At 69.5% G+C, this 22578-nt stretch carries 21 protein-coding genes; 11 read left to right on the forward strand and 10 right to left on the reverse strand.

Translation table 11 applies throughout. The annotated features are described in order from the left end of the window. Nucleotides 1–433: 433 nt before the first annotated feature. Together DN069_RS13760 and DN069_RS13765 are read left to right on the forward strand one after the other, a co-directional pair. Entirely contained in the window at nucleotides 434–2086 is a 1653-nt protein-coding gene (locus DN069_RS13760; RefSeq protein WP_111501299.1) for an amidohydrolase, read from the forward strand. A 361-nt stretch (nucleotides 2087–2447) separates the two neighbouring features. Then, nucleotides 2448–2714, forward strand: a complete 267-nt coding sequence (locus DN069_RS13765; RefSeq protein ID WP_111501241.1) for a hypothetical protein — start codon at nucleotides 2448–2450, stop codon at nucleotides 2712–2714. Between the two features lie 387 nt (nucleotides 2715–3101). Here DN069_RS13765 and DN069_RS13770 read toward each other — a convergent pair whose 3' ends face one another. Next, the gene (locus DN069_RS13770) at nucleotides 3102–4862 is read right to left on the reverse strand and encodes a hypothetical protein (RefSeq protein WP_133259917.1); all 1761 of its coding nucleotides are present in this window, start codon (nucleotides 4860–4862) and stop codon (nucleotides 3102–3104) included. A 211-nt stretch (nucleotides 4863–5073) separates the two neighbouring features. On the opposite strand from DN069_RS13770, the gene DN069_RS13775 reads away from it, so the two are divergent. From DN069_RS13775 to DN069_RS13785, 3 genes are all read left to right on the forward strand, one after another. Further along, nucleotides 5074–6051: a hypothetical protein gene (locus tag DN069_RS13775; RefSeq protein WP_111501243.1), complete on the forward strand. Its 978-nt coding sequence runs from the start codon at nucleotides 5074–5076 to the stop codon at nucleotides 6049–6051. 97 nt (nucleotides 6052–6148) lie between these two features. Next, on the forward strand, nucleotides 6149–6412 hold the full coding sequence (locus DN069_RS13780) for a hypothetical protein (RefSeq protein WP_111501244.1): 264 nt from the start codon (nucleotides 6149–6151) through the stop codon (nucleotides 6410–6412). Next, entirely contained in the window at nucleotides 6409–6804 is a 396-nt protein-coding gene (locus DN069_RS13785) for a PIN domain-containing protein (protein WP_111501245.1), read from the forward strand. The genes DN069_RS13780 and DN069_RS13785 overlap by 4 nt, the downstream gene beginning before the upstream one ends. Nucleotides 6805–6839: 35 nt before the next feature. Here the strand turns inward: DN069_RS13785 and DN069_RS13790 are convergent, their stop codons facing one another. The 4 genes from DN069_RS13790 to DN069_RS42600 all read right to left on the reverse strand — a co-directional run bounded on the left by DN069_RS13790 (nucleotide 6840) and on the right by DN069_RS42600 (nucleotide 9869). Then, a complete protein-coding gene (locus tag DN069_RS13790; protein ID WP_111501246.1) occupies nucleotides 6840–8012 on the reverse strand; it encodes a GDSL-type esterase/lipase family protein in 1173 nt (390 codons plus the stop codon). Between the two features lie 107 nt (nucleotides 8013–8119). Then, nucleotides 8120–8524 (reverse strand): hypothetical protein, encoded by a 405-nt coding sequence (locus DN069_RS13795; protein WP_111501247.1) that lies wholly within the window; start codon nucleotides 8522–8524, stop codon nucleotides 8120–8122. A gap of 450 nt (nucleotides 8525–8974) precedes the next feature. Next, complete coding sequence (locus DN069_RS13800) at nucleotides 8975–9193, reverse strand: hypothetical protein (RefSeq protein WP_111501248.1); 219 nt, start codon at nucleotides 9191–9193, stop codon at nucleotides 8975–8977. 316 nt (nucleotides 9194–9509) lie between these two features. Further along, the gene (locus DN069_RS42600) at nucleotides 9510–9869 is read right to left on the reverse strand and encodes a hypothetical protein (RefSeq protein ID WP_424556283.1); all 360 of its coding nucleotides are present in this window, start codon (nucleotides 9867–9869) and stop codon (nucleotides 9510–9512) included. 339 nt (nucleotides 9870–10208) lie between these two features. Between DN069_RS42600 and DN069_RS13810 the strand changes: the two genes are divergently transcribed. After that, nucleotides 10209–11792: an ISL3 family transposase gene (locus DN069_RS13810; RefSeq protein WP_481557184.1), complete on the forward strand. Its 1584-nt coding sequence runs from the start codon at nucleotides 10209–10211 to the stop codon at nucleotides 11790–11792. On the opposite strand, the gene DN069_RS39395 is transcribed toward DN069_RS13810, so the two are convergent. Continuing rightward, nucleotides 11708–12442, reverse strand: coding sequence for a hypothetical protein (locus tag DN069_RS39395; RefSeq protein WP_133259918.1), 735 nt, complete (start codon nucleotides 12440–12442; stop codon nucleotides 11708–11710). The genes DN069_RS13810 and DN069_RS39395 overlap by 85 nt on opposite strands. A gap of 157 nt (nucleotides 12443–12599) precedes the next feature. Then, a complete protein-coding gene (locus DN069_RS13815) occupies nucleotides 12600–15143 on the reverse strand; it encodes a WD40 repeat domain-containing protein (protein ID WP_111501251.1) in 2544 nt (847 codons plus the stop codon). 201 nt (nucleotides 15144–15344) lie between these two features. On the opposite strand from DN069_RS13815, the gene DN069_RS13820 reads away from it, so the two are divergent. After that, nucleotides 15345–15632, forward strand: a complete 288-nt coding sequence (locus DN069_RS13820; RefSeq protein ID WP_111501252.1) for a hypothetical protein — start codon at nucleotides 15345–15347, stop codon at nucleotides 15630–15632. Here DN069_RS13820 and DN069_RS42390 read toward each other — a convergent pair. After that, complete coding sequence (locus DN069_RS42390) at nucleotides 15571–16131, reverse strand: WD40 repeat domain-containing protein (protein ID WP_207892150.1); 561 nt, start codon at nucleotides 16129–16131, stop codon at nucleotides 15571–15573. The genes DN069_RS13820 and DN069_RS42390 overlap by 62 nt on opposite strands. Between DN069_RS42390 and DN069_RS13830 the strand changes: the two genes are divergently transcribed. From DN069_RS13830 to DN069_RS13845, 4 genes are all read left to right on the forward strand, one after another. Next, entirely contained in the window at nucleotides 16080–16688 is a 609-nt protein-coding gene (locus DN069_RS13830) for a type IV toxin-antitoxin system AbiEi family antitoxin domain-containing protein (RefSeq protein ID WP_111501253.1), read from the forward strand. The two genes, DN069_RS42390 and DN069_RS13830, sit on opposite strands and share 52 nt — an antisense overlap. 383 nt (nucleotides 16689–17071) lie before the next feature. After that, on the forward strand, nucleotides 17072–17416 hold the full coding sequence (locus DN069_RS13835) for a GntR family transcriptional regulator (protein ID WP_111501254.1): 345 nt from the start codon (nucleotides 17072–17074) through the stop codon (nucleotides 17414–17416). After that, nucleotides 17406–19664, forward strand: coding sequence for a helix-turn-helix domain-containing protein (locus DN069_RS13840; protein ID WP_111501255.1), 2259 nt, complete (start codon nucleotides 17406–17408; stop codon nucleotides 19662–19664). The genes DN069_RS13835 and DN069_RS13840 overlap by 11 nt, the downstream gene beginning before the upstream one ends. After that, the gene (locus tag DN069_RS13845; protein ID WP_133259919.1) at nucleotides 19664–20293 is read left to right on the forward strand and encodes a hypothetical protein; all 630 of its coding nucleotides are present in this window, start codon (nucleotides 19664–19666) and stop codon (nucleotides 20291–20293) included. The genes DN069_RS13840 and DN069_RS13845 overlap by 1 nt, the downstream gene beginning before the upstream one ends. A gap of 217 nt (nucleotides 20294–20510) precedes the next feature. Here DN069_RS13845 and DN069_RS13850 read toward each other — a convergent pair whose 3' ends face one another. Both DN069_RS13850 and DN069_RS13855 read right to left on the reverse strand, forming a co-directional pair. Continuing rightward, complete coding sequence (locus DN069_RS13850; protein WP_111501257.1) at nucleotides 20511–21026, reverse strand: GNAT family N-acetyltransferase; 516 nt, start codon at nucleotides 21024–21026, stop codon at nucleotides 20511–20513. Nucleotides 21027–21126: 100 nt separating this feature from the next. Next, nucleotides 21127–22512, reverse strand: a complete 1386-nt coding sequence (locus DN069_RS13855; RefSeq protein ID WP_111501258.1) for a serine hydrolase domain-containing protein — start codon at nucleotides 22510–22512, stop codon at nucleotides 21127–21129. Nucleotides 22513–22578 lie beyond the last annotated feature (66 nt).

Raw genomic sequence — 22578 nt, forward strand, 5'->3', positions numbered from 1 at the left:
TGGTCTTCGATGTCGGCGAGACACTCATCGACGACTCAACGTTCTGGCTGTCATGGGCGCCGCGGATCGGCGTTCCCACCACACTCTGGCTGCGCTGATCGGCGCGGTGACGGCACTGGGACGCAATGACGCTGAGGCTCGTACAGCCAGACTTCGACCTGGACACAGAGCGCTCTGCTCGTGAAGCGAGAGTACGGTGAGTAAATTGCTGAGCAGGACCTCTGCCTCGCCCTTCGCCCTGCGTTGTCTCAATTGCGTGCGGCAGGATCCTCAAGGCGGACACGTTGCGCATCCTGGCGTTGGAGCAGGCGGCGGCAAGGGCAGGAGGCCGGGGAAGCCGGTAGTGCTCCGGGCTGGACGACGAACCGGGGCGTACCTCCGAATGGGCCTGTACCGGTGGCCGGGTCGGGGCGCCCGCGCGGACACTGACGCCATGGCAGCAGAGTCTGAGTCCTCCCCAAGGTTCGCCGACGTCGTGTTCACTTCCGGCGTCGTGCTCACGATGAATCCCGATCAGCCGCTGGCCGAGGCGGTCGCGGTGCGGGACGGCCGCATCGTGGCGGTCGGCACCGGCGCCGAGATCGAACCGCTGACCGACCGCTCGACCCGGATCGTCGACCTGGGCGGCCGGTGCCTGATGCCCGGTTTCGTCGAGCCACACGGCCACGTCACCGAGGAAGCCTTCGTACTCGGACCGGCCGTCGACGACATCCGGCCCGCGACGATCCCCGCCGCCGACGACGTGGTGGCGGCTATCAAGGCCGCGGTCGCCAAGCGCGGCGGAGGTGGAACCTGCTGCTACGGCTGGGACCCGCTGCTGCAGAAGGGACTCCCGACCCCGAATCTGGCCTGGCTGGACTCGGTGGCGCCCGACACGCCCCTGGTAATCATGCACAACTCCGGGCACCTGGCCTTCTTCAACAGCGCCGCGGCGACATGGCTCGGGCTGTCGAAGGACACGCCGGATCCCGCTGGCGCACGCTTCGGCCGCACCGCCGATGGCTCCCTCGACGGCGCCGCGTACGAAGCCCGGGCCGTCGGGGCGTGCCTGCATCCGTTCATGCCGAAGCCCGGCGAATGGCCGGCAGTGCTGAACGCCGAGTACGCACGGCTGAACAAGGCCGGGGTCACGACGTGCTCGGACATGGCCTTCGACGCCAAGCTGCGACCGGCGCTGGCCGCCAGCAGCCCGACCGTCAGAGTGCGGATGTACGAGATGTCCGGGCCGAAGATGGGATCGGACATCACCCCCGACAACGGCGACGACCTCGTCAAGCAGGTCGGCATCAAGACCTGGGCCGACGGCTCGCCCTGGGTCGGGAACATCGCCACCTCCTTCCCCTACCTCACCAACGACACCACCCGGGCCCTGGGCCTGGAGCCGAACCACCGCGGCCGGGCCAACTACACGCCCGAGCAGCTGAAGGCGATCGGCGAGGCGTACTTCCCGGCCGGCTGGCAGCTGGCCTGCCATGCCCACGGCGACGAAGCCGTGGACATGGTCCTGGACGTGTGGGGGAAGCTACTCGCCGCGTATCCGCGGGACGACCACCGGCTGCGCCTGGACCACGTCGGAACCATGCGCCCGGACCAGTTCGAGCGAGCCGCGGCCCTCGGCATCACCGCCACGATCTTCGTCGACCACCTGTACTACTGGGGCGACGTCCTCGTCGACGACCTGTTCGGACCCGAGCACGGCGCCCACTACGCGAACGCCGGCTCGGCCCTGAAGGCGGGTCTGCGGATCTCCTTCCACAACGACGCCCCGGTCACGCCGGTCGAGCCGCTGCGGAACATCACCGAGGCGGTGACGCGGCTGTCGAAGTCGGGTCGGGTCCTGGCGCCCGAAGAACGGATCACTGTCGACCAGGCTCTGCGGGCGCAGACCATCGACGCCGCCTGGCAGCTGTTCGCCGACGACATCACCGGCTCCATCGAGGTCGGGAAGTACGCCGACTTCGTTGTCCTGGACGGGGACCCGCGCACCGTCGATCCGGCGCGCATCGCCGACATCCTCGTCGACGCCACGTGGCTGGCCGGACAGTGCGTATACAGCCGACACGCGCCGGGCGAAACCGAATCCTGACGGCTTCGTCACCAGCGGGCCCTCGGTCCGGTCCGGCGTAGCCGACTGGGCTAGGAGCACGACGATCGGGAGCTCCGGCTCATCGCCCTCGGCGGTCTCGCGCGTGCGCGGGCACCGCGGACGCGAGCCCCTGGGCCGGTGCGTCACCAGATACGTGAGCAGCTGCTGCTTCATGACGAGAGAGCCGCCTGCCGGTGATGGCTTCGGGCCCTGGCTGCGGCTGGGGCTGTGAGCCTGGCACTGAGGCGTGGACCGGCCGATGTGCGGGCGCTGCCGCGGCCAGGGCGGACACAGGCGCACGGCCTCGGCTGCCCGGCGTGGGGTATGCACCCAGCGCGGTGGTGCTGGATACCTTGAGGTCATGACAGCCAGGCTCGTTAGCGATGTGCATCCGTTCCCCGAGGAGACCGAGACCGATCCACGCCACCACACCTGGATTCTGACCATCACGGAGCCTGTGCCGGTCGGGTGGTGGATCAATGTGGGCAGCGGGCACAACACCGAGGTCGCGCAGGTGGACGCCTGCGACCGCGCGGCCCCGTACTACGTGTGCCGGCTCGCCACCCGTATCGCGAACGCTCATGCGGCCGGAGAGGCGGTAACGGTGATCGGTGAGCTTCCGGACTGACGGTGGCTCCGCGCCAGGGAGCCGGCGGTGCCTGGGCGCCCTACCAGCGAGGCAACGGCCTGTCACAGCCCCACTCATCGACAGGGGATCGTGACAGATCCCTCGCCCAACCAGCTCATCGGGTGTCTGGCAAGACGTTGCGGTACAGCCCAGTCGCCCGTTGGTCACCGTCGAACGGTCACTTCGCAGGCGCGAGGCCGCGATCAAGCGGCCATCCTCCGCGCACGCTGCACTATCAGCGCCCGCAGGGCCAGCCCCTGCGGACCCAGTACGACTGGCAACTGACGAGGCGACGATCAACCTCAAGACCAGATCGCCGCCCGCGGCCCCGTCACGGATCCGGTCCGCTGGGGTGGGACCGGACCCGCGGTACTGGTGGGGGTGGGCTCAGCCGGTGACCTGCAGGGTGAGTTCGTGGTCGTCGAGGTTGGCGCTGCCGGCGTTGTGGGTGACGGCGGTGAACTTCTGTTCCTTGGTGGTGCAGCCGCTCTGGTAGCAGGCGCCGGGCTGCGCCTTGTACTGCAGTTCGAGGCGTACGCCCTTGCTGCCGCTGCCCATCAGGACCTGACTGGTGGGTCGGCCGCAGAACACCCTGCCCGGGGTGATGGAGTCGGGTTCGCAGGTGAAGTCGGCGAGCTTGCGGCCGTTGTGCACGTTCTCGTAGGCGGTCATCTTGACGAGTTTGTAGGCGCCGGTGTCGGCGCGCAGGTTCGAGAACAGGGTGTGGCGTGCGTCGTCGGTGTCGAAGGCGGTGATGGCGTTGGTGGTGGTGCCGCCGGGATCCAGGACGGTGCGTCGCTCGTCGCGGGTGGTGGCCCAGCGGACGATGACGCCGCCTGCGGAGCTGACGTAGTCGTCGGGTAGGGCGCTGCCGGACGGGGTGGGGATGGTTTCGACGGTGAACCACGAGAGCATGAGTTTGATCGCGGTGTAGCCGATCATGACGAACTCGACAGTGGCGCCCAGCGGCGGGCAGACCGTGGCGGCGACGATGCCGACCAGGGAGAGCGTGTTGACCGCGATGGATTCGGCGTCCTGCTTGTCGATGCCGCTGGCGATGCCGATGACCTCGCCGAGCACGGGGACGCCGCCGACGACCGCGTAGGCCTTGTCGAGGTTGGTGGCGTTCTTGTCGCTCCAGGTGTGGGAATTGGCCAGGGCGTTGCTCAGCAGCGAGCCCCAGCTGATCATCTTCTGGTTGTTGATGGCCTTGAGGGCCTTCTTGACGCCGGAGGTCTTGGTGCTCTTCTCCAGGAAGTCCTCGCTGGTGCTGACCAGGCGGGTCACATCTGCTTCAGGCATGGCCTTGCCCGCGGCCGGCCGGGCGGGTGCCGTCGCGCGGAACTCCGCGCTGCCGTCGATGTCCTGCGCGATGTTCATGGAGCGGTCATAGGCGTCCTTCCAGTTCACCTTGCACAGGGGGCCGCCGAACTGCTGGCATTGCTCGTTGTAGGTGTCGATCTGGGCCTGGAGCGCCGATCCGATCCCCGCGGAGCCGGCACCGGCGCGAGTCGCGGAGATGCGTGCCACCGGAGCCTGGTCACTGCTCGGGAACTGTTCGACGACGGTGGCCTGGGTCATGGTCTGGCCGGCGGAGGGCCAGGGCAGCAGCGTGCGGGTGTGGATGACCTGGTCGCCCACCGTCTCGGTCAGCCGGACCACGAACGTGCCTTGCGCGGCCAGCCCGTCCATCAACGGAGTGGTGGAGGGGATGTGGAACTGCTTCTCGAGCTGGGCTGCGACCGCGTCCAGGCCGGTGCTGCCGCCGGGGTACGTTACGTCGATCTCGCGGGGGGTGGAGGTGGTCGGCGTGAAGCCGAGTTGGAGGACGTCGCCGGCGTGCGGGGTCTGGTACCCGGCGGCGTCGGTGCTGTAGTCGATGCTGTCGATGTCCGCGTCGGACCGGCTGCTCTCCACTTCAAGGGCGGTCCACTGGTCGTGCTGGGCCGGCCCGTGGACGTTCTTGGGCCAATCGGCGACCGTGCTCAACTTCTCGGGCGTGACGCCGAACCAGCCGGTGAACGCCTGGGCGGTAGTGGTGGTCACGGTGATGGTGTCGGCGCCGGGAGCTGCCGGAGTCGGGCTCGCTTGGGGACTGGTCGCGGCGGTGAGGGCGAGCAGCACTCCGCCGCACAGGGCGGTCCTCACGAGTACAGGAATCCGCAAGTTGCACCTATCTCCTAATTGGGGCAAGTAGGACGAAGCTAGCTGCGGCAGGATCGATATCGCCGCTCCCGCGCATGCCTTCACCCCAACCAGTGATCACCGACCCCGCCCTGCTGACATGGCCCTTCGAAGACGTCTAGTCGTTGCAGTCAGGCCGCCATGGCGGTCACGACCGTTCCCGGTCGCAGAGCCGGTGACCGTCCATGACTACGGCGCCGACAGTCACCGAAAGGAGCGCATCGCCCATGCGGCCGAGGCGGGCGGCTTCGCCGCAGAGATCGAGGCGCGCACGCCCGACGGCAAGGCTCGCTCCGACGTCCGCATCATCGGGGCCGACGGCCGCGAGTTCGGCTTCGAGCCCCAACTGCAGAAGAGCTCGGCGTTAGCGATTCGCCGTCGCGACCGGGCGCGGCGGGACAACGGGATCCTGCCGGTGTGGCATGTGACCGACCCGTACCACGAGTTGATCGACCAGGCGGCGTGGGCGCGAACCGACAAGGATCTGCCGGCGCAGTACATCCGCGAGGCTCAGCGCCTGGAGGTCCGCGGGGGCATCTATGAGCTGATCATGGAGAAGTGCGACCGGCGGAGTTCCTCCATCTGCCCGGTCCAGCGCACCGGACGCTGCGGCCAGTACCACCCGACCTGGAAGATCGCCGCGCGGCAGCTCGACGATCTCGTCAGGGACATCGCTGCCGGCACCTGGGTGTCCGTGGTGGAGCGGTTCGGGCGCATCACGCGTTGGTTCTGGACCTCTGAGAAGAACCGCCGCACCTACGTCGACAGCGGCGGTGAGTTCCTGGAATCCGAGCAGGTGATCCGGGCCAGCGTCCCGCGTCAACGGGACCGTCGCGCCATCGGTCCCCGCGATGTCGAGTGCATCCGCGACCGAACGGAGGCCTTCGTCCCCGGGGAGAAGCAGCCTCCACGGGACACGGGCGAGTCATTTCGACCCGTGATCACCTTGTCCGCCACCGCCGCGACGGGGAAGCCGGCGGGGCAGGCCTGCGATCTGGACGGCAGTGAGCGTCTGGAGCTGGCTGCGGCGTTGGGGTGCTCGCCGATGGACATCGGTCCGTGCGGGCGCCGCGGCGCGCCGATCGTTCGGTACGGAGACAAGGCCCGCGGAACGCTCTGCGTCGACTGCAAGGTGGGGCTGCCGTCGGTTTGACGGCAGGGCCGCACCCGGGGTCGTCGGCATGGCTTCCGCTGTCGTCGCCTTCGTCTTGACCTTGGCCCAGAAAGGTATTCGCTGGTATTCTCCCACCATGGCTGACACGACCATCAAGATCAGCGAAGAGGTGCGCGACCATCTGCGCGAGGTTGCCGAGGAACGCGGCATCTCGACGCGCGCGCTGGTCGAGGAGCTCGCAGCCTCGCTGCAGACCAAGTCCGAGCGCGAGGCCGCGGTGCAGCGCAACATCGCCACCGTCCGCGAACGGTTCGGTGTCGAGCTCACCCCGGAGGGCATCGCCGCGACCCGCAGCAAGCTCGACCAGCTCCGCGAGCAGGCCCGGGGCCGCGCCGCGTGATCGTCCTGGACCACACCACGGCCCCACTGGCTACGCGCCATCCGACGCTGCTGGGCATCGCGGCCAGCGCCCCGATAGACCCGCGGGACCGGGTCGTCATCCCACTGCTCTGCCTGGTCTCAGCACTGGGTGACAAGCAGGCCGGCCTGGTGGCGAACGATCTCGGCGCCCTGGAGGGCCTCGACTTCGCGCCGCTCGACTTCACGGCATTCCACCACGTCGAGCAGCTCGCTGCCGCCGGGGCTCCTTGGGGCCTCGGGCACGCAGTCCATGTCGTTCAAGCCTCCGGGCCGCGGGCGCACGACCGGTACGACTCGGTGATCATCACGACCGACCCCGACGCCTACTCACGCTTCACGGGCATCGTGGCCATCGACCTGGCCGGCCTGTAACAGGTGGCCAGACCGCTCCCGCTTGCGGACTGGGCTCAGGAGATGCGTCGCAGGTACACGCCGGCGGCGTCCCTGTCTGGGGTGCTCTCGCAGGCGTAGTTCTGGGTGGCGGGCTGGCCGGTGACCAGGGAGAGACAGCGCCCGAGGCCGAGCTGGCCGTAGTAGTTGGGGTGGAAGGACTCCTGCAGCGAAGGCTGGTCCACCCCTGCGAGGAAGCGGGTCCATTCGCTGGTGGCCGGGGACGGCCCCTGGCCGGGTGTGGCGAGCCGTGCGTGCTTGGTGCACACCTCGTGGGCCTGCAGGAAGTCCCGCAGGTCGAGGAACTGCACTCCGCGGCTTGCCGCGACCTGGGCGAGGTGCCGGGCGATCTGCGGGACGAGCTGGAACCGGGCCCAGTGCGAGTCGTCGTCGCGCAGCGGGCAGCCGCCCAGCAAGGTACGGTCCCAACCGCTCTGCGGGTACCGGTAGTCGGAAGCGCGCGGGATCGGGGAGGGGTAGGACTGCAGCACGAACCGGTAGCTGGAGGGTGCGCGGCCGGCGGCGGACATCACGGCGTGGATCTCGTCGATCGCTTTGCCGACGTTCCCCATCACCTTGTCGATCTTCTCGTCGATCTCCCGCTGCTGGCCCGGTTGGCAGGGCGTCTCGAGGTATTCGTAGTGCCAGACGCAGGTCTCGATGACGTCCTTGAAGTCGAGGTCGTTGCCGCCGATCGACAGGGCGATCACCCTAACGTCGTAGCGGGCGGCAATTTGCGCCAGCTGGTCGGCCTGGGGCGCCTCGCGCTTGAAGGCTTTGCCGCCGTGGCTTGTCCGGAAGATGTTGATCGTGCTCGCGCCCGAACAGGCGATGTTCAGCGCGCGGCTGGGGCCGAAGGCGCTGCGGATCTCTGCCGAGTCGGAGCGGTCGCAGCCGTTGCGGTAGCTCGCTCCGTAGACGCGCTCCGGGTCGTAGCCGTTGCCCGTCCAGGCGCGGTCGGTGCCCGCCCGGCTGCCGCTGGACGTGTCACTGTTTCCGGCCCAGCGTCCACCCTCACCGGAGATGTAGCTGTCCCCCATCGAGACCATGACGGGTGGCCCGGCGCTCGGACTGTGGGCCTGCGCGGGCACGGTGGCGCCCACGAGGCAGGTGGCGGCGAGGGGAAGCGCGAGCACGGCGGCAGAGAACCGCCTCAGGCCGCGGAGGCCGATGGCTCTAATTTCTGACATGGTGACACTCCTGACTGGGCCCGCGCTGCACCGGACTGCAGGGCACGACGGCGCGGGCGGAGAGCTCAGACCGGGGCATGGCAAGATCGCACACGAACTTACTGCCGTCAGGGGCCGACTCTGTCGTAGCTGAGCGCGGTGTAACCGACGCTGTCGGAGTAGATCTGTGAGGTGCTGGCCGCCCCGTAGGAGTTGACGGCCTCGGCCTGCAGCCGGATCGTGGTCGGGCCGGTGACCTTGATCAGCTCGCTGATCGGTGCGGTGGCGTTGCCACCATCCAGTGCGTTGTCCGTACGGTTGTCGATGATCTGATAGACGAGCCGTTCGCTCTGCGGCACCTCGGCGCCGGAGGTGGCATCCCACAGTCGCGCGACGATGTAGGAGTTGAACGGCGCGTTGCCGATGAGACGTCCGCGGACGTCCGCGTCGAGTTCGTAGGTGCCGGCCCTGGGCAGGGTGACCTCCAGCGGGGTGTCGGTCCAGCCGCCCGGAGCGCCTGCTGGCAAGTTCATGGCCGTGCCCAGCTTCGCGATGCCGCTGGCGCCAGGGCACCGCGGTGCCGCACTCGCAGTGCCGGCTGCGGCCGCGAGGGACACCGCGCTCCCCAGCAACACACTGATGGCAATGCGGCTCGTAGGCCGGATTGGCATGGTTCCTCCGTAGAGATGGCGACCGGATCAATAGTCAATCCAGCAAAGCGGCGCAGAAAATTACCCCTGCTGGACTTGTTCGTGCACGTTATCCAGTCAGTGGTGGAATTCCGAAATTTCGACCAGAGTTGCTCCCTCCCTCCCCATTTCGTTCGTCAGGAACTGAGTGGGCAGGGAGCGAGCGAGGAAGCGTGCGGAGCGGCGCGGCGACCGCCAGACGCAACCTTCGCGAGCAGGCCCGGGGCCGCGCGGCGTGATCGTCCTGGGCCACCCCCATCCAGGCGCCCGAGAGGGCCGTCGGCTGAACCTCCGTCACCGGCCCTGCAGGTACGCCCGGCGAGCCAGGACGAGGTGGCGCCAGCGCTGCCGGATGATGTCCTCGCCGTCGAGACAGCGCACCGGCTGCGCACCATTGGCCCGCGGCAGGTCAGCCATGAAAGCGCCGATGTCCGCGAGGTAGGCGAAGTCCCAGCCGGCGGTGCGCCGCTGGAGCTCGGCCACAGCCTGCTCGACGTCCGCGTGGTCCGTCACGGCGTAGTGGAAGCCGCGGGCGAGCAGCAGGTCGGCGCCGAGAGCGGAGACGCCCGCCTGCTCGATCTCCGCGGCGAGCCCGCGGTAGCGGGCCTCAAACGGGCTCGCCCGGGCACCGAAGTGCCCGGCCCAGCGTCAGCCCACGCAGGTCCGCGACCCGCTGGAGCCGACCGCGACACGGAACTGCCCGCACTGCCAGCAGCCGATCACGATCGTCGCGCTGCTGGCCACCCCAGAGGCCGCTCGGCCGACCACGCCCCGTCACCGCACCGACGTCGTCCCGCTGCGGCGGACCCCATGACCCGCAGGTCGGTGGTCACTCGAACGGCTCGTCGCTCCAGCGGAACCAAGCTCGATCACCGTCGATATGCAGCAAGAACTCCGCAACCGGGCCAGCAGGGGCAACCAACTGGAACGTCTCCCTGATCTCGCGGAACACCGCATCCCACTCGTCGAGGTCTTCCTCCTCGACGAGCGCGAGTTCACGGTCGAACAGCGGCTTAACGTCGGCGAATCCCCCTGCCGGAACGAAGCGCCCGGACAGCCAGGGGAAGTCGCCCTCCTCGATGACGATCTCGCCGACGACCTCTTCCGCCCGGCGAAGCTGCCAGACATCCCCTTCGTTCCACACACCAGCCGGCTCTCCAAAGACACGGGACCGCACGCAGCCTGCCATCCGGGTCTGACACTGGCGCGGCGAGGGTCCAACTGCTCCGTCAAAGACCACCAGGGCCTGGCGACTTTCGGTCGCCAGGCCCTCAACCCGTCGCTGCCCGCTCCCCAGATTCCCCACTTCGTTGCCCATCGGACGAACTGAGGCGACCAGCATCCCCGGTCAATTTCGAGGGTCTGACAGGAGTTCCGTGAAACGCCAGGTCAGGGCCGTGCATGCAGGATCGTTTCCTTATGGGATCACCTCCTCATGGAGCCTGGTGCCATCGAGCAGGTGCTGTTTCACGGAGCCGTTGTTGAGCTGAAGCAGCTGAGCATCTGCGCTGATCTGGTCACCGCGGAGATGACGGCTCGGGGCGATCCGCCCCCGTGCCCGGATTGCTCCGTCCGCGCGAAGCGCGTCCACTCCTGGTACTGGCGCACTCTCGCTGAACGGCCCTTGATCGGCAGGCGGCTGACGATACGCCTTTGCGTGCGGCGCTTCTTCTGCGACCGTCGTCAGTGTCGTCGGCTGACTTTCGTCGAGCAGGTCCAGGGCCTGAGCGAGCGCCACCGCCGGTCCGCCCTCGGGTTGAAGCTGTGGCTGCAGGCGATCGCCACCGAGCTCGGAGGTCGCCCGGGGGAACGCCTCTGCCGGAGGATCAATCTGCAGGCCAGCCGCACCCAGTTGCTGGGACTCCTGCTGGCACCGGAGGTCCAACAGCAGGCCCCCCGCGTTCTGGGCGTCGACGAGTTCGCGTTCCGCAGGGGCAAGACCTACGGCACTGTGCTCGTGGACATCGAGGCCGGCCGTGTCGTAGACGTGCTGCCCGACCGCACCTCGGAGACGTTCGCGGACTGGCTGCGGAGCCACCCCGGGGTTGAGGTCGTCTGCCGGGACCGGGCCACCGCCTACACGAAGGCGATCAAGGAAGCCGCACCGCATGCCACCGAGGTCGCCGACCGTTGGCACCTCTTGCAGAACCTGGCCGCCGCAGTCGAGAAGACCTGCCACCAGCACCGCTCCTGCCTGCGCAAGAGCATCGAACAGCACGAGCCGCCCGAACCGCCGGCCATCGATCTGCCGCCGCTTCAACTGCCCCGCACCCCGATCGTCGAGCGCACCCGCGACCGCTATGCGGATGTGCACCGACTGCTGGACGAGAAATGGACGATCAGCGCGATCGCCCGCCAACTCGGCCTGGATCGCAAGACGATCCGACATTTCAGGGAGACCAGCCTGGACGAACTCCTGGCCCGAGCCTGCGACCGCAGCCCCAACGGCGTCCTGGACCCTTTCAAGCCGTACCTGAACAGCCGCTTCGTCGCCGAATGCACCACCAGCCGGCAGCTGTTCACCGAGATCTGCGCTCGCGGCTACCACGGCGGTTACTCGACTCTCAACGCTTACCTGGCCAAGCTCCGCACCGGCACCGCCGAACCCGTCCGCGCAGAGATCCCCAGCCCCCGCCGCATCACCTCCTGGATCATGCGACCTCGCGAGACACTCAGCGAACGGGACGAAGAGCGCCTGCTCGACGTCAAGATCGCCTGCCCAGACATCGCCCGTGTCTGCGACCTCGCGAGGGTCTTCCGTGACTTGGTCGTCAACCGTCGCGGGCGACTCCTGCCGGACTGGATCCGCCAGGCCGAACAAGACGCCCCCGCACCGATGAGCTCGTTCGCCGGCTTCCTGCGCCAGGACCTCGACGCCGTCACCGCTGGCCTCACCCTCGAATGGAGCTCGGGCAAGGTCGAAGGGCACGTCAACCGGATCAAGACCCTCAAGCGAGCAATGTACGGACGGGCCACCTTCCGACTACTGCGGACCCGGATCCTCACCGGTGCGCAGCCCCTGGCTGGTCACGGAATCCAGCCGGCTGTCACTCGCTCAGGCACCGAGAAATCGGTCCGGCAGTCAGGACAGTCGGCCCGTCCGAACACGTAACGGACGCCGCGGGCCACACTCGCCTGCCCGTCCGCCGTGGCCCGGGTGAACAACCTGCGCGAAAGCCCCTCCAAGTCCTGCGTCTGCGCCGGTCGCAGGGGCGTCTTCTGTGCCTCGTTCAAGGCGTCTTCGTCGCTGGTGCAGAAGCCGTCGTCCTGCCCGATGACGAGGAGGACGTTCACGCCGCAGTAGGGGCAAGCGACTTCGTACTCCCCGGTGTGCAGACCGTCCAGGCAGCGATCCCAGACCTCGACTCCTTCGAAGGAGAGAAGGGCCTGAAGCAGGTTCACGTACTCCTCGGGCTCGGCCGACTGGCTCAGGCGACGATCAGCGAGATCACGCAGCACTGCGATCGACGTGGCGAAGACCGTCAGCGGGCTGTCGGCCTCCGACAGGCTGGGAGAGCAAGCTGCGATCGCTCCGGCTGCCAGCAGCACCCAGCCCTGATCGTCTGTGCTGCACGCTGCCGCCATCTCGGACAGTCGCGGGAGAGCTGCGAAGCTGGCGGTGAAAGCGGTGTCCAGCTGCGGGCACAAGTGATCCATCAGCTCGGACCACACACCGCTCGGATCGGCCTCGAAGCGGTCCAAGAGACCGGGCACGTGCTCCGCGGAGCCGCACGCGTCGTCAAGGGTCGACCAGTCCACCATGCGCACATCCAACCAGGCGCCCCCCGAGTGGACGGCATCAGGTCAAGCGGCGGATCCAAGATCCTTCACGGAACTCCTGCCAGACCCAATTTCGACCGTCCCCATCATGGTCAAGGTGATCGCGCGCAGGTTGACTTGGTGTCCCGCCTGGCTCAGGTCAGAGGGTCGTCGCCACGCTGGGGTCGGGCAGCAGGGTGGCAAGCGGCCATAGTCGCGCCGTCCCGTCCATGCTCGCTGTGGCGAGCAGGCGGTTGTCGGGGGAGAACACCACTGACCGGACGCTGTTGCTGTGGCCGATCAGGGCTTTGCCGTGGGGGTGGCCGGTGACCGGGTCCCACAACCGCACCCTGACGTCGCCATCGGTGGTAGTGAGCGCGCGACCGTCGGAGGCGAAGGCCGCCGTCCCGTCCCTGCTTGCGACGGCGAGGAGGCGGTTGTCGGGGGAGAACGCCACTGATGGGGCGCCGCCGGAGTGGCCGGTGAGGGGTTCGCGGATGGGTTGGCCGGTGGCTGGGTCACACAGCCACACCGTGCCGTCGGCGCCTGCAGTGGCGAGGAGGCGGCCGTCGGGGGAGAACGCCACCGACCAGACGCCACCGATGTGGCGGCTGAGGGGTTGACCGTGGGGTCGGCCGGTCGCCGGGTTCCATAGCCGCACCGTGCCCTCGGCGCCGTCGGCACCTGCGGTGGCGAGGAGGCGGCCGTCGGGGGAGAACGCCAGCGACGCGACGCCACCGTAGTGGCCGCTGAGGGGTTCACGGGTGGGTTGTCCGGTGACCGGGTCCCACAGCCACACCGTGCCGTCGCCTACGGCGGCGGCGAGGAGGCGGTTGTCGGGGGAGAACGCCACCGAGAAGACGGTGCCGGAGTGGCCAGTGAGGGGTTCGCGGATGGGTTGTCCGGTGGCCGGGTCCCACAACCGTACCGTGCAGTCGGCGCCGGCGGTGGCGAGGAGGCGGTTGTCGGGGGAGAACGCCACCGACCAGACACTGTTGGTGTGTCCGGTGAGGGGCTGGCTGTGGGGTCGGCCGGTGGCCGGGTCCCACAGCCGTACCGTGCAGTCGTTGCCGGCGGTGGCGAGGAGGCGGCCGTCGGGGGAGAACGCCACCGAGAAGACGGTGCCGATGTGGCCGATGAGGGGGAGCCCGTACGACGGCAGCCTCGTATACAGGGAACTGACCAGCGCTTCTATACGATCCTGCGTCAGCTCTGCCGCGGCGTGCAGGCGCGCGACCTGAAGTACAAGCCCGTCGCGTTCCTTCTGCAACGAGGCGAAATCCTCAGAGACGGCGGAGCCCTCGGTGCCCTGGATAAGAGCCCCGGGCTCGGGTACGGCACCCGTCTCCCGTCGCCACAGCCGCACCGTGTGGTCGTCGCCGGCGGTGGCGAGGAGGCGGGCGTCGGGGGAGAAGGCCACCGAGCGGACGCCGCCGGTGTGGCCGGTTAGGGCTTCGCCAACGGGTTGGCCGGTGGCCGGGTCCCACACCCGCACCGTGCCGTCGCTGCCGGCGGTGGCGAGCAGGTGCCCGTCGGGGGAGAACGCCACCGCGTAGACGGGGCCGGTGTGGCCGTTGAGGGGTTCGCTGACGGGTTGGCCGGTGACGGGGTCCCACAGCCGCGTGCCTTCGCTGCCGGCGGTGGCGAGCAGGTGCCCGTGCGGGGAAAAGGCCGCCGACCAGACGGGGTGGGTGTGGCCGTTGAGGGGTTGGCCGTGGGGTTGGCCGGTGACGGCGTCCCACAACCGCACCGTGAGGTCATGGCTCGTGGTGGCGAGGAGGTGCCCGTCGGGCGAGAAGGCCGCCGACCAGACTGGACCGGTGTGGCCGTTGAGGGGTTGGCCGTGGGCGTGGCCGGTGACGGGGTCCCACAGCCGCGTGCCTTCGCTGCCGGCGGTGGCGAGCAGGTGCCCGTCGGGGGAGAACGCCACCGACCAGACGGGGCCGATGTGGCAGATGAGGGGTTGGCCGACGGCTTGGCCTGTGGCTGGGTCCCACAGCCGAACTCCGGTGTTGCCTGCGGTGGCGGCGAGCAGGTGCCCGTCGGGGGAGAACGCCACCGACCGGACGATGCCGTTGTGGCCGATGAGGGGTTTGCGAGCGGGTTGGCCGGTGGCCGGGTTCCACAGCCGCACCGTCCCGTCGTTGCCGGCGGTGGCGAGGAGGTGCCCGTCGGGGGAAAACGCCACCGAAAGGACCTCGTCGGAGTGGGCCTTCAGGATGCGGTTCGCCGAATACGTCCCCAACGTGGGATCCGGCATGGGGGACAGGGGATCGGGCTGCCGAGGGGCGTGTTCTTCGTCGGGGTCGGTCCGACGCGGCTCGGTGGCGTCGGGTACGAGCCGGGGGCGCGGCACAGGCATTAGGCGGGCGTCGACGCGTGAGCGTTCGAGTTCCTGCCAGCGGGTGCGGAACTGCTTCACCCGTGCGTCGTCACGGCTTACGGGGTGGCCGTCCTCAAGCATGAGCAGGGTCTGGACCAGGGCGATCAGGAAGTCCAGGCGTGGCAGGCGTTTGCCCGCCAGGGCCTCGCTGACTGCGGAGGCCGACAGCGGCCGCGCTTTCGGCGCGGCCTTCTCCACCTCGCGCAGCGAAGGGTTGCCGCAGGTGATCCGCAGCTGGCGCAGTTCCCCCGCGAAGACGGCGAGCTCCTGCGCATAGCTGGCCGGGACCGGCTGCTGCGGGTCGGTGGTCGGGTCGGCCACGAGTGTCCCCCTGACAGTGTGTGAGGATCACCGTAGAAGCCCCGAGAACGGCAGGCACCGAAAACGGCCGAACAGCATCGGATGCGAGCGTTGTTCGGCCGATCCGCTGTGGCGTACGGTCCTGGCCAGTGCCGATCGGTCTCGCGCGGGATCGTTCGTGTGGTGGTGGGTCGCCGCCGGATCGGGGCTGCACTGGTGGGCATGGACACCAACGACCCCACCCAGCAGACCGCGGCGGCTTCCGCTGCCGCGACCGTCGCGCCGTCGCCAGCCCCCCGGATCTCGGACGACACTGCCGTCCGCCCGGCCAACCCCGTCCCGCCGGCCCCGACCCACGAGCGGGTGCTGGACCTGGTGGCCCTGCTGGTCCTGATCGCCCTGGCCGCCGCCGTGTTCACCCTGGCCGGCCCCGGCGCTTTCACCGCCGTCACCAGCGTGGGCATGGGCCTGTTCGCCACCTGGCGCTCACACCGGCCCCCGCGCCAGTGACGAGGTGCAGGCGGGGCCGCGCCGGGGGCCCCAGGGGGCCGGCCGCGGTCGTCGGCGTCGTCGTGGACGGCCGGGCAGGGCCTGAGCCGCGGCGACCCGGATGGGGTTGAGTGGCAAGGGGCCATAGTCGCGCCGTCCCGTCGCTGCTCGCGGTGGCGAGCAGGCGGCTGTCGGGGGAGAACATCACCGACCGAATGCTGTTGCTGTGGCCGATCAGGGGTTTGCCGTGGGGCTGGCCGGTGACTGGGTCCCACAACCGCACCCTGACGTCGCCTCTGGTGGTGGTGAGCGCGCGACCGTCAGAGGCGGACGGCGCGCCGGCGCCGGCGCCGGCGCCGGCGCCGGCGGGGGCGAGGAGGCCGTCTGGGGAACCGGTCAGGGTGCACCCAAGCACTGCGATGTATCGATTCCTACCCATGTTGCTTGGAGGTGGGTAGAATTTGATACATGGATGCGTCTGGCAGGCTCGAATCACGGTTGAGCGCCCTGCCGCCGACATTCACGACCGCCCAGGCACGCAGGGCTGGGCTGGCATCAAGGGATCTCGCGACGCTGGTTGCCGACGGCGAGATCGAGGAGCTGTCCAGAGGCGTCTATCGTCTCGCGTCCGCCCCTGAGGCCGCTCATCTCGACTTGGTGGCTGTCGCGCGTCGTGCCCCGTCGGCGGTGGTGTGCGGCGAGTCCGCTCTGGCGTTGCACGATCTGATCGACGACGTCCCCTCGGCTGTCCATATCGCGGTGCCTCGTGGCTCGCACCGCCCGAAGATCTCCTATCCGCCCACGGTCGTCTCTCAGTACGCGGCGGAGACCTTCATGATTGGTGTCGAACCGTTTGAGGTCGCCCCTGGTGAGACAGTCCAGGTGTACGGCCGGGCGAGGTCGGTTGTAGACGCCATGCGCTTGCGACACCAAGTCGGGGACTCCTTGGCCCTGTCGGCCCTGGGACGCTTTCTGCGAACCGCAGGACCCGGTCCGGTCGCCGAACTGACCAGGATCGCCCGTGAGCTCGATGCCCTGGCGACGATCCGGCCCTCGGTGCAGGCGGTGCTGGCCTGATGGCGAACATTCCACGCGACACAACCCTCGACCTTCCACCGGTTCCACGGGGCGCCGAGCGCCCGGGTATTACCGCTGTCCGCGACGGCTATGTCATACGTCACGACGTTCATGATGGCATCGGTGGGCTAAGGAACGGCCCCATTCCACGTGGTACGTGGTACCGCCGCGACAGGCGGGAACCGGGACTCCGGGCAGTGTCGGGTGCTGGCCGGGTGAGGTGCTCAGGCCGGGCAGGCAGCTTGGAAGCCTTGGCCATCAACCCTGGAGCGTGGCCATCTACCGTGCAAAGTCACGGAGGCGAGAAGGCTTCCGTTTGGCGTGCACGGCCCGATACATTCATGACTTGCAATAGATTGCGATAGAGTGCTAGTCTTGGCTCCATGGCGTTGTATCGGGACATCTACACCGACCTCCGCCGGCGGATCGCCGCCGGCGAGTGGGCGGTTGGGGAGCAACTCCCCGATCTGGGCGCACTCAGGGAGTGTTATGGGGCCTCTCTGAACACCGTCCGCAGGGCGACCAACGATCTGCGCGACGAAGGCGTGCTCCGGATTTCCCAAGGCGAGGGCACCTTCGTGGCGGCACTGCCGCAGCCGACAGGCGAGGAGCTGCTGGAGCGACTGCGTCGCGCCCAAGTGGCGATCGGCGACGCCATCGCCGCCCTGGAGGCCGTGAACCGGCTGCCCGCGACCACCATGCCAGAAGGGGAGCCTGATGCCCGGTAGCGACGACGACATGTTCGCCGGCGTCGACGCGCTGCTGGCCGCCGTGAAGACCGGGACCGTACTGCCCGTCCCTACCGAGCGAGTTCGCCTGCGGGAGGCCGCAGGGCTGACTGTCGCCGCAGTGGCACAGGCTCTGGGCACCCGCACCGCGACATTGGAGTCCTGGGAAGCCGGCCGCACCGAGCCGACCGGCGACCGACTGACCGCCTACCGGCGACTGTTGGAGGGCCTGGCCCAGCGCTACTCCGCCACGCCAGCCCCCGCGGAGTCGCCCGCCCCGGCCCCCGCGTCGACGGCGACTTCCGCTCCAGACCGCGCCGCCGACCCGATGCGGCCCGTCCCGGTCGTCACGGCCGCACCCCAGCCCCCGGCTGCGCCTGTCGCAGCTCCCGCCCCCGCTCACGCGCAGCCGCCCCGCCCCAACACGCGGGCCGATACGCCCTCCCGGCGTCCTACTCCGGCCCGCACCAGCGGTCGGCCAGCCACGCAACGCCCCGGCGAGTCCGCTGCTCGGTGGTGGCCCGCGGTCGCCCTGGACGTCGCGGCGGACGGCTGGGTGCTGGACGTGCCGCAGGTCCCGGCTCCGGCCGGACCGAAGTTGACCGACCTGTTCACCTGGTTGGGCACCGGCCTGCCGCTGCGGATCGAGCGGCTCCACGCCGCGGGCCGGGGCGGCGACGGCATGGTGGTGCTGACCGCCGGCGCGCTCGCCCAGCTCGGCCTGCCGACCACGCTGCCGTCCACGGACAGGGCCCTGACGGCGCTGCAGGTCAGGCTCGCGAAGGCTGCCGCGAGCGTCGGGATGGAGGTCTCCGACCAGATCGGCCCGACGTTCCGCGCGTTCCGCCGCAAGGGCTCGGCCGGCGGCCCCCGCACTTCGCTGGGCGTGCTGGTCGCGCCCTGGCTGGGGCAGGGCGACGCCCGTCAGCAGGCCACCAGCGCCCTGGCCGCGCCACTCGCCACCGGACCCGACGGCAGCTTGGACGGGCTCACTTTGGCGCGCCGGATCCGCGCCTTCACCGCGGACCTGGGCGTCGCCCCGGGCGCGAGCACGGCGTCGACCGCGATGCTGCTCCTGGACGCGGTCCGTCCCCGGATCGAGTGGGTGCGGGACGAGACGACGGGGGAGTGGACCTCGCATCTGCGCGACGGCGCGCTCCCGGCGGGCGACCTGTGCGTCGCGCCGGCGGCCGGGGCGCGGCACCCGCTGACCCGTCAGCTGCTGTCCCAGGGTGGGGTGGTGTGTGAGGAGGAGGACTACAAGTGGTGGGCCCGGCCGCTCACCGAGGACGAGGCGAAGAAGCCGTTCGCGGTCGCGGTCGACGTGTGCGCCTCCTATCTGTCCGTCACCGAGTCCCTGCGCCTGCCGGTCGGCCCGCTCAAGCTGGTAAAGCAGCCGGTGTGGGACGAGAAGATCGCCGGACTGTGGTGGTGCGATTTCACCGCCACGCCCGTGGACGAGTTGCTGCCGCACCCGGCGACGTTCCACGGGATGCCGCCGACCGGACCGGGCTGGTACGCCACCCCCACCGTCGCCTACATGGCCAGCACCTACGGCTTCAACCCGGGCACGATCACCGATGCCTACCTGTCCGTGCACACGGCGCCGATGTTGAAGGAGTGGACGGGCCGCGTACGGGCGGGGTACAAGCGCGCCTACGCCGTCCTCGGCCTGGTCGACGGCCTCGGCCCCGAGGCGTTCCTCGCCATCTACGCCCTCCACAAGGACATCGGCTCCGACCCCGAGTTGGCTGACGCGCTGACGCTGGCCGGGCTGTACAAGAACGTCTACAAGGGCGGGATCGGCAAGTGGGCCGACTCCGCACGCCACCTGGACGACCAGACGTGGCTGGAGAAGGTCGCCGCCTCCTGGGCGTACCGGCCGGAGATCCGGTTCCACATCATCGCCGCCGCCCGCATCGCCGCGCACCGCCGGCTGCGCAAGACGCTCCAGCTGACCGGCCGGGCCCCGATCGCGGTCAACGTCGACTCCTACCTCTACGCCGCCGACGCCCCGTCACCGATCGAGCTGCTGCCGGTCAAGGAGGACGGCTCCCCAGTGCCCGGCGCGCTGCGCCTGGGTATCGCCCCCGGCTCTCACAAGCACGAGTCCTCCTTCCCGCTGGCTGCGGCGGTGGCGGTGATGGAGCGCCGTGAGCATCCGTCCCGTCTGGTCCACCAGTACGGCACCGACGGCGGCCTTCTCGCCCAGGCCGAGGGCGGCATCGCGGAAGACGGTGAGTTCTGATGGCGGGCAGGGGCATGTTCGGCCGGGTCCGCGAGGCGCTGTTCCCTTCACGCAAGGCCCCGGTGCACACCACCACGCAGGCCGCGCAGGTGAGGGACAAGATGTTCGGCGGCTCCACCAGGGCCATGGCCGTCGCCTACGGCGTCAGCCAGCGCACGGTGGAACGCTGGATCAAGGGGACCCGCACACCCCCGGAGCTTTCCCGCGCCGCCGAGCGGCGCTGGGAGAAGGAGAACGCCGCCCGAGCCCGCCAGGGCCGGCCACCGCTCCCGCGCCCGACCACCTCGGCCGACCGGCTGGCCAACGACGCGGTCCGCGTGCAGACCACCGACCGCGGCCGCGGGCGCAAGGCCAGGCAGCTGGCACAGCTTGGCGCCTTCTCCGGCCACACCGCGCGCGTCGGCCGGGCCACCACCTTCAACATCCGCGGTTCGGACGCGGTCCGCTCCCGCGACGTCCACGTCACCTTGACCGGCGAGCAGGCCGCCGCCCTGGCCCTGGCCGACAACGAGGATGAGGTCCGCGTCGTCATCGGCCAGGCGTTGGCCGACTACTTCAACGGCGGCCCGTACGGAGGCTTCGTCGCCCAGGACTTCGAATGGGACGAGGGCGACTTCGACGTCCGCTGACCGGGGCACCGGGGGTATTGACCTGGCGGCATCGGGCTCGGGAGGGCTTGCATGCCGAGCGCGGTCTTCCACTCGTTGGCGGCCAGGGCGAGGTCGCCTGACGGGCGACGCTCGCCGTGGAGCAGAAGGGGTGTGCCCTTCCGACAGGCCCGGCCGGGCCGAGGCGGCTTTCCCTTCTTGCCGTCCCCGCCTCGTCAAGGTTCGTGGCGGTGCGTGGTCAGCTGACCGTCAGTTGCCATCTGATCTCCCCGTCGTGCCATTGGTCGGTGGGAGCGAGGCCGGCTGCGGCGGCCACGGCGGCGGATGCCTTGTTGTCCGGGTGGATGTGGGCGCTGACGGTGTGCACCGGCTGTTCCCTGAGCCAGTTGACGAGTCCTTGGGCCGCCTCGGTGGCGATGCCTCGCCGCTGCCAGGCAGTTCCCACGACCCATGCGATCTCCGCGGTGGCTCCCCGGTCGTCCTCGATGATCGTGGCCTGGACGTAGCCGGTCAGACAGGCCGTCTCGCGGAGCCGGATCACCCAGTTGCACCAGGATTCGGTGGGGCGGGCTGAGCCGGCCGTCCAGCGTTCGTAGCGGACGCGCAAAGCCTGGGCCGTGTCCGGGGCGCCGCCGGTGAAGGTGTGCAGTTCGGGGTCGGACAGCACCGTGGCCATCTCGTCGGCGTGCTCGACCCGCAGGGGAATTAACGACAGCCGGTCGGTGTGGATGGTTTCGGGCTTGCGGGTGTTCACTCGGCCTCCTGGTTGGGATGTTCGACGAAGCTACCGCTGCCTCAGCGGGGGCGATTCACGCTCGTGCGGGTGTTGCACCCGCGCGGCGCCGCCACACCCGTCATTCGGAGGCAGCCGGCACCCGGTTGAACACCCGCCCGGCCAGGTCGATCGCGACGACCGCGCCGTTCTCGTCGCGGCTGAAGAAGCCGCGCTGCCCCGTGAGGCCGCCCTCGGTGATGATGTACTCGTCCCCGTCGCCGGGGAGCAAGCCCATGGCGGCCGGCTCGTAGTCCGCGGGCATCTCGTCCGTCGAGGCCGCACGGATCTCCGGCTTGATCGCGGCCGCGAGTGTCAGCCCGTTCCCGTCCGTCGCGATGGTGAGCGTCATGACATCGATGTCGTACCCGCCCACGATCTCCTGGGCGCGCGCCGCGTCGTACGGGATCGGCTCGGGGTCCCGGTCGAGAATGCCAAGGTAGTTCTCCAGCGCCCAGCGGACGATGGCCTGGTTGCACGTGGTGCCGTCCGGGCCGGCATTGGACGTCACGACGATGGCGAAGTTCCGGTCGGGCACGATGAGGAACTCGGCGAACTGGCCGTTCGCCGACCCGCCGTGCCCGAACGTGTGAACGCCGTCCACGTCGCGCAGGAACCAGCAGATGCCCAAAGCGTCGCCGAGCGAGCTGGCCTGCAGCGCGACGGTCGGGACCCGCATGTGCCGCACCGCCTCGGCGGGCAGCACCTGGGCACCGCTCGGTGTGCGACCGTCGGCGAGGTGGACCTGGGCCCAGCGAAGCAGGTCCGACACCGTGGAGTTCAGGCCCCCGCCCGGGTTCTGACAGCGTGGCACCTGCCATTCCTGTGCGACGGAGAGCGTCCCGTCCTCAGCGCGGTTGTGCCCTTCCGCGAACCGGCGGGCGCGGACGTCCTCGGGGGCGAAGAAGCTGTTGGACAGGCCCGCGGGCTCGAGTACGAGAGCGGAGACGGCCTGCTCGTACGTCAGACCCGTGACCTTCTCCAGGATTCGCCCGACCAGGTTGTATCCCGCCTGGCTGTAGGAGGACCGGGTCCCGGGGGGCGCGATCTGCCTCAGCTCGGGGAACTTCGCCACGAACTGGGCCAGGGCGTCGTCCCCGTCACCGGTGTCGACGAGGAGGTTCCACTCCAGCCCAGCGGTGTGGTTGAGCAGGTTCAAGACGGTGATCTCCGTAGCGGCCTGCTCGTCTGCCAGTTCGAGCTCGGGCACGTATCGGCGCACCGGCGCCTCCAGCTCGACCCGCCCGTCCGCGACCAGGCGCATCAGCGCGGTCGCGGTGAACGACTTGGTGATCGAGCCGATCTGGAACAGCGTGTGCTGGTCGACGGGCAGTGGGTTGTCGAGGCTGGTCATACCGTGGGCGGCGAAGATCTCCTGGCCGTCGGCCCAGATGCCGACGGCGACGCCCGGGATGCCGAACTTGGCGGCCGTGGCCTGGACGACATCGGACAGCTTGTCCTGGGACATTCCGTTCCCCTGTTCGCGCTATGTGTGCGGCGTCGAGCTCGGTCGCGCGGCGCCCCTGCGGAGACT

The sequence above is a fragment of the Streptacidiphilus pinicola genome (assembly GCF_003258295.1).
GTDB lineage: Bacteria > Actinomycetota > Actinomycetes > Streptomycetales > Streptomycetaceae > Streptacidiphilus > Streptacidiphilus pinicola.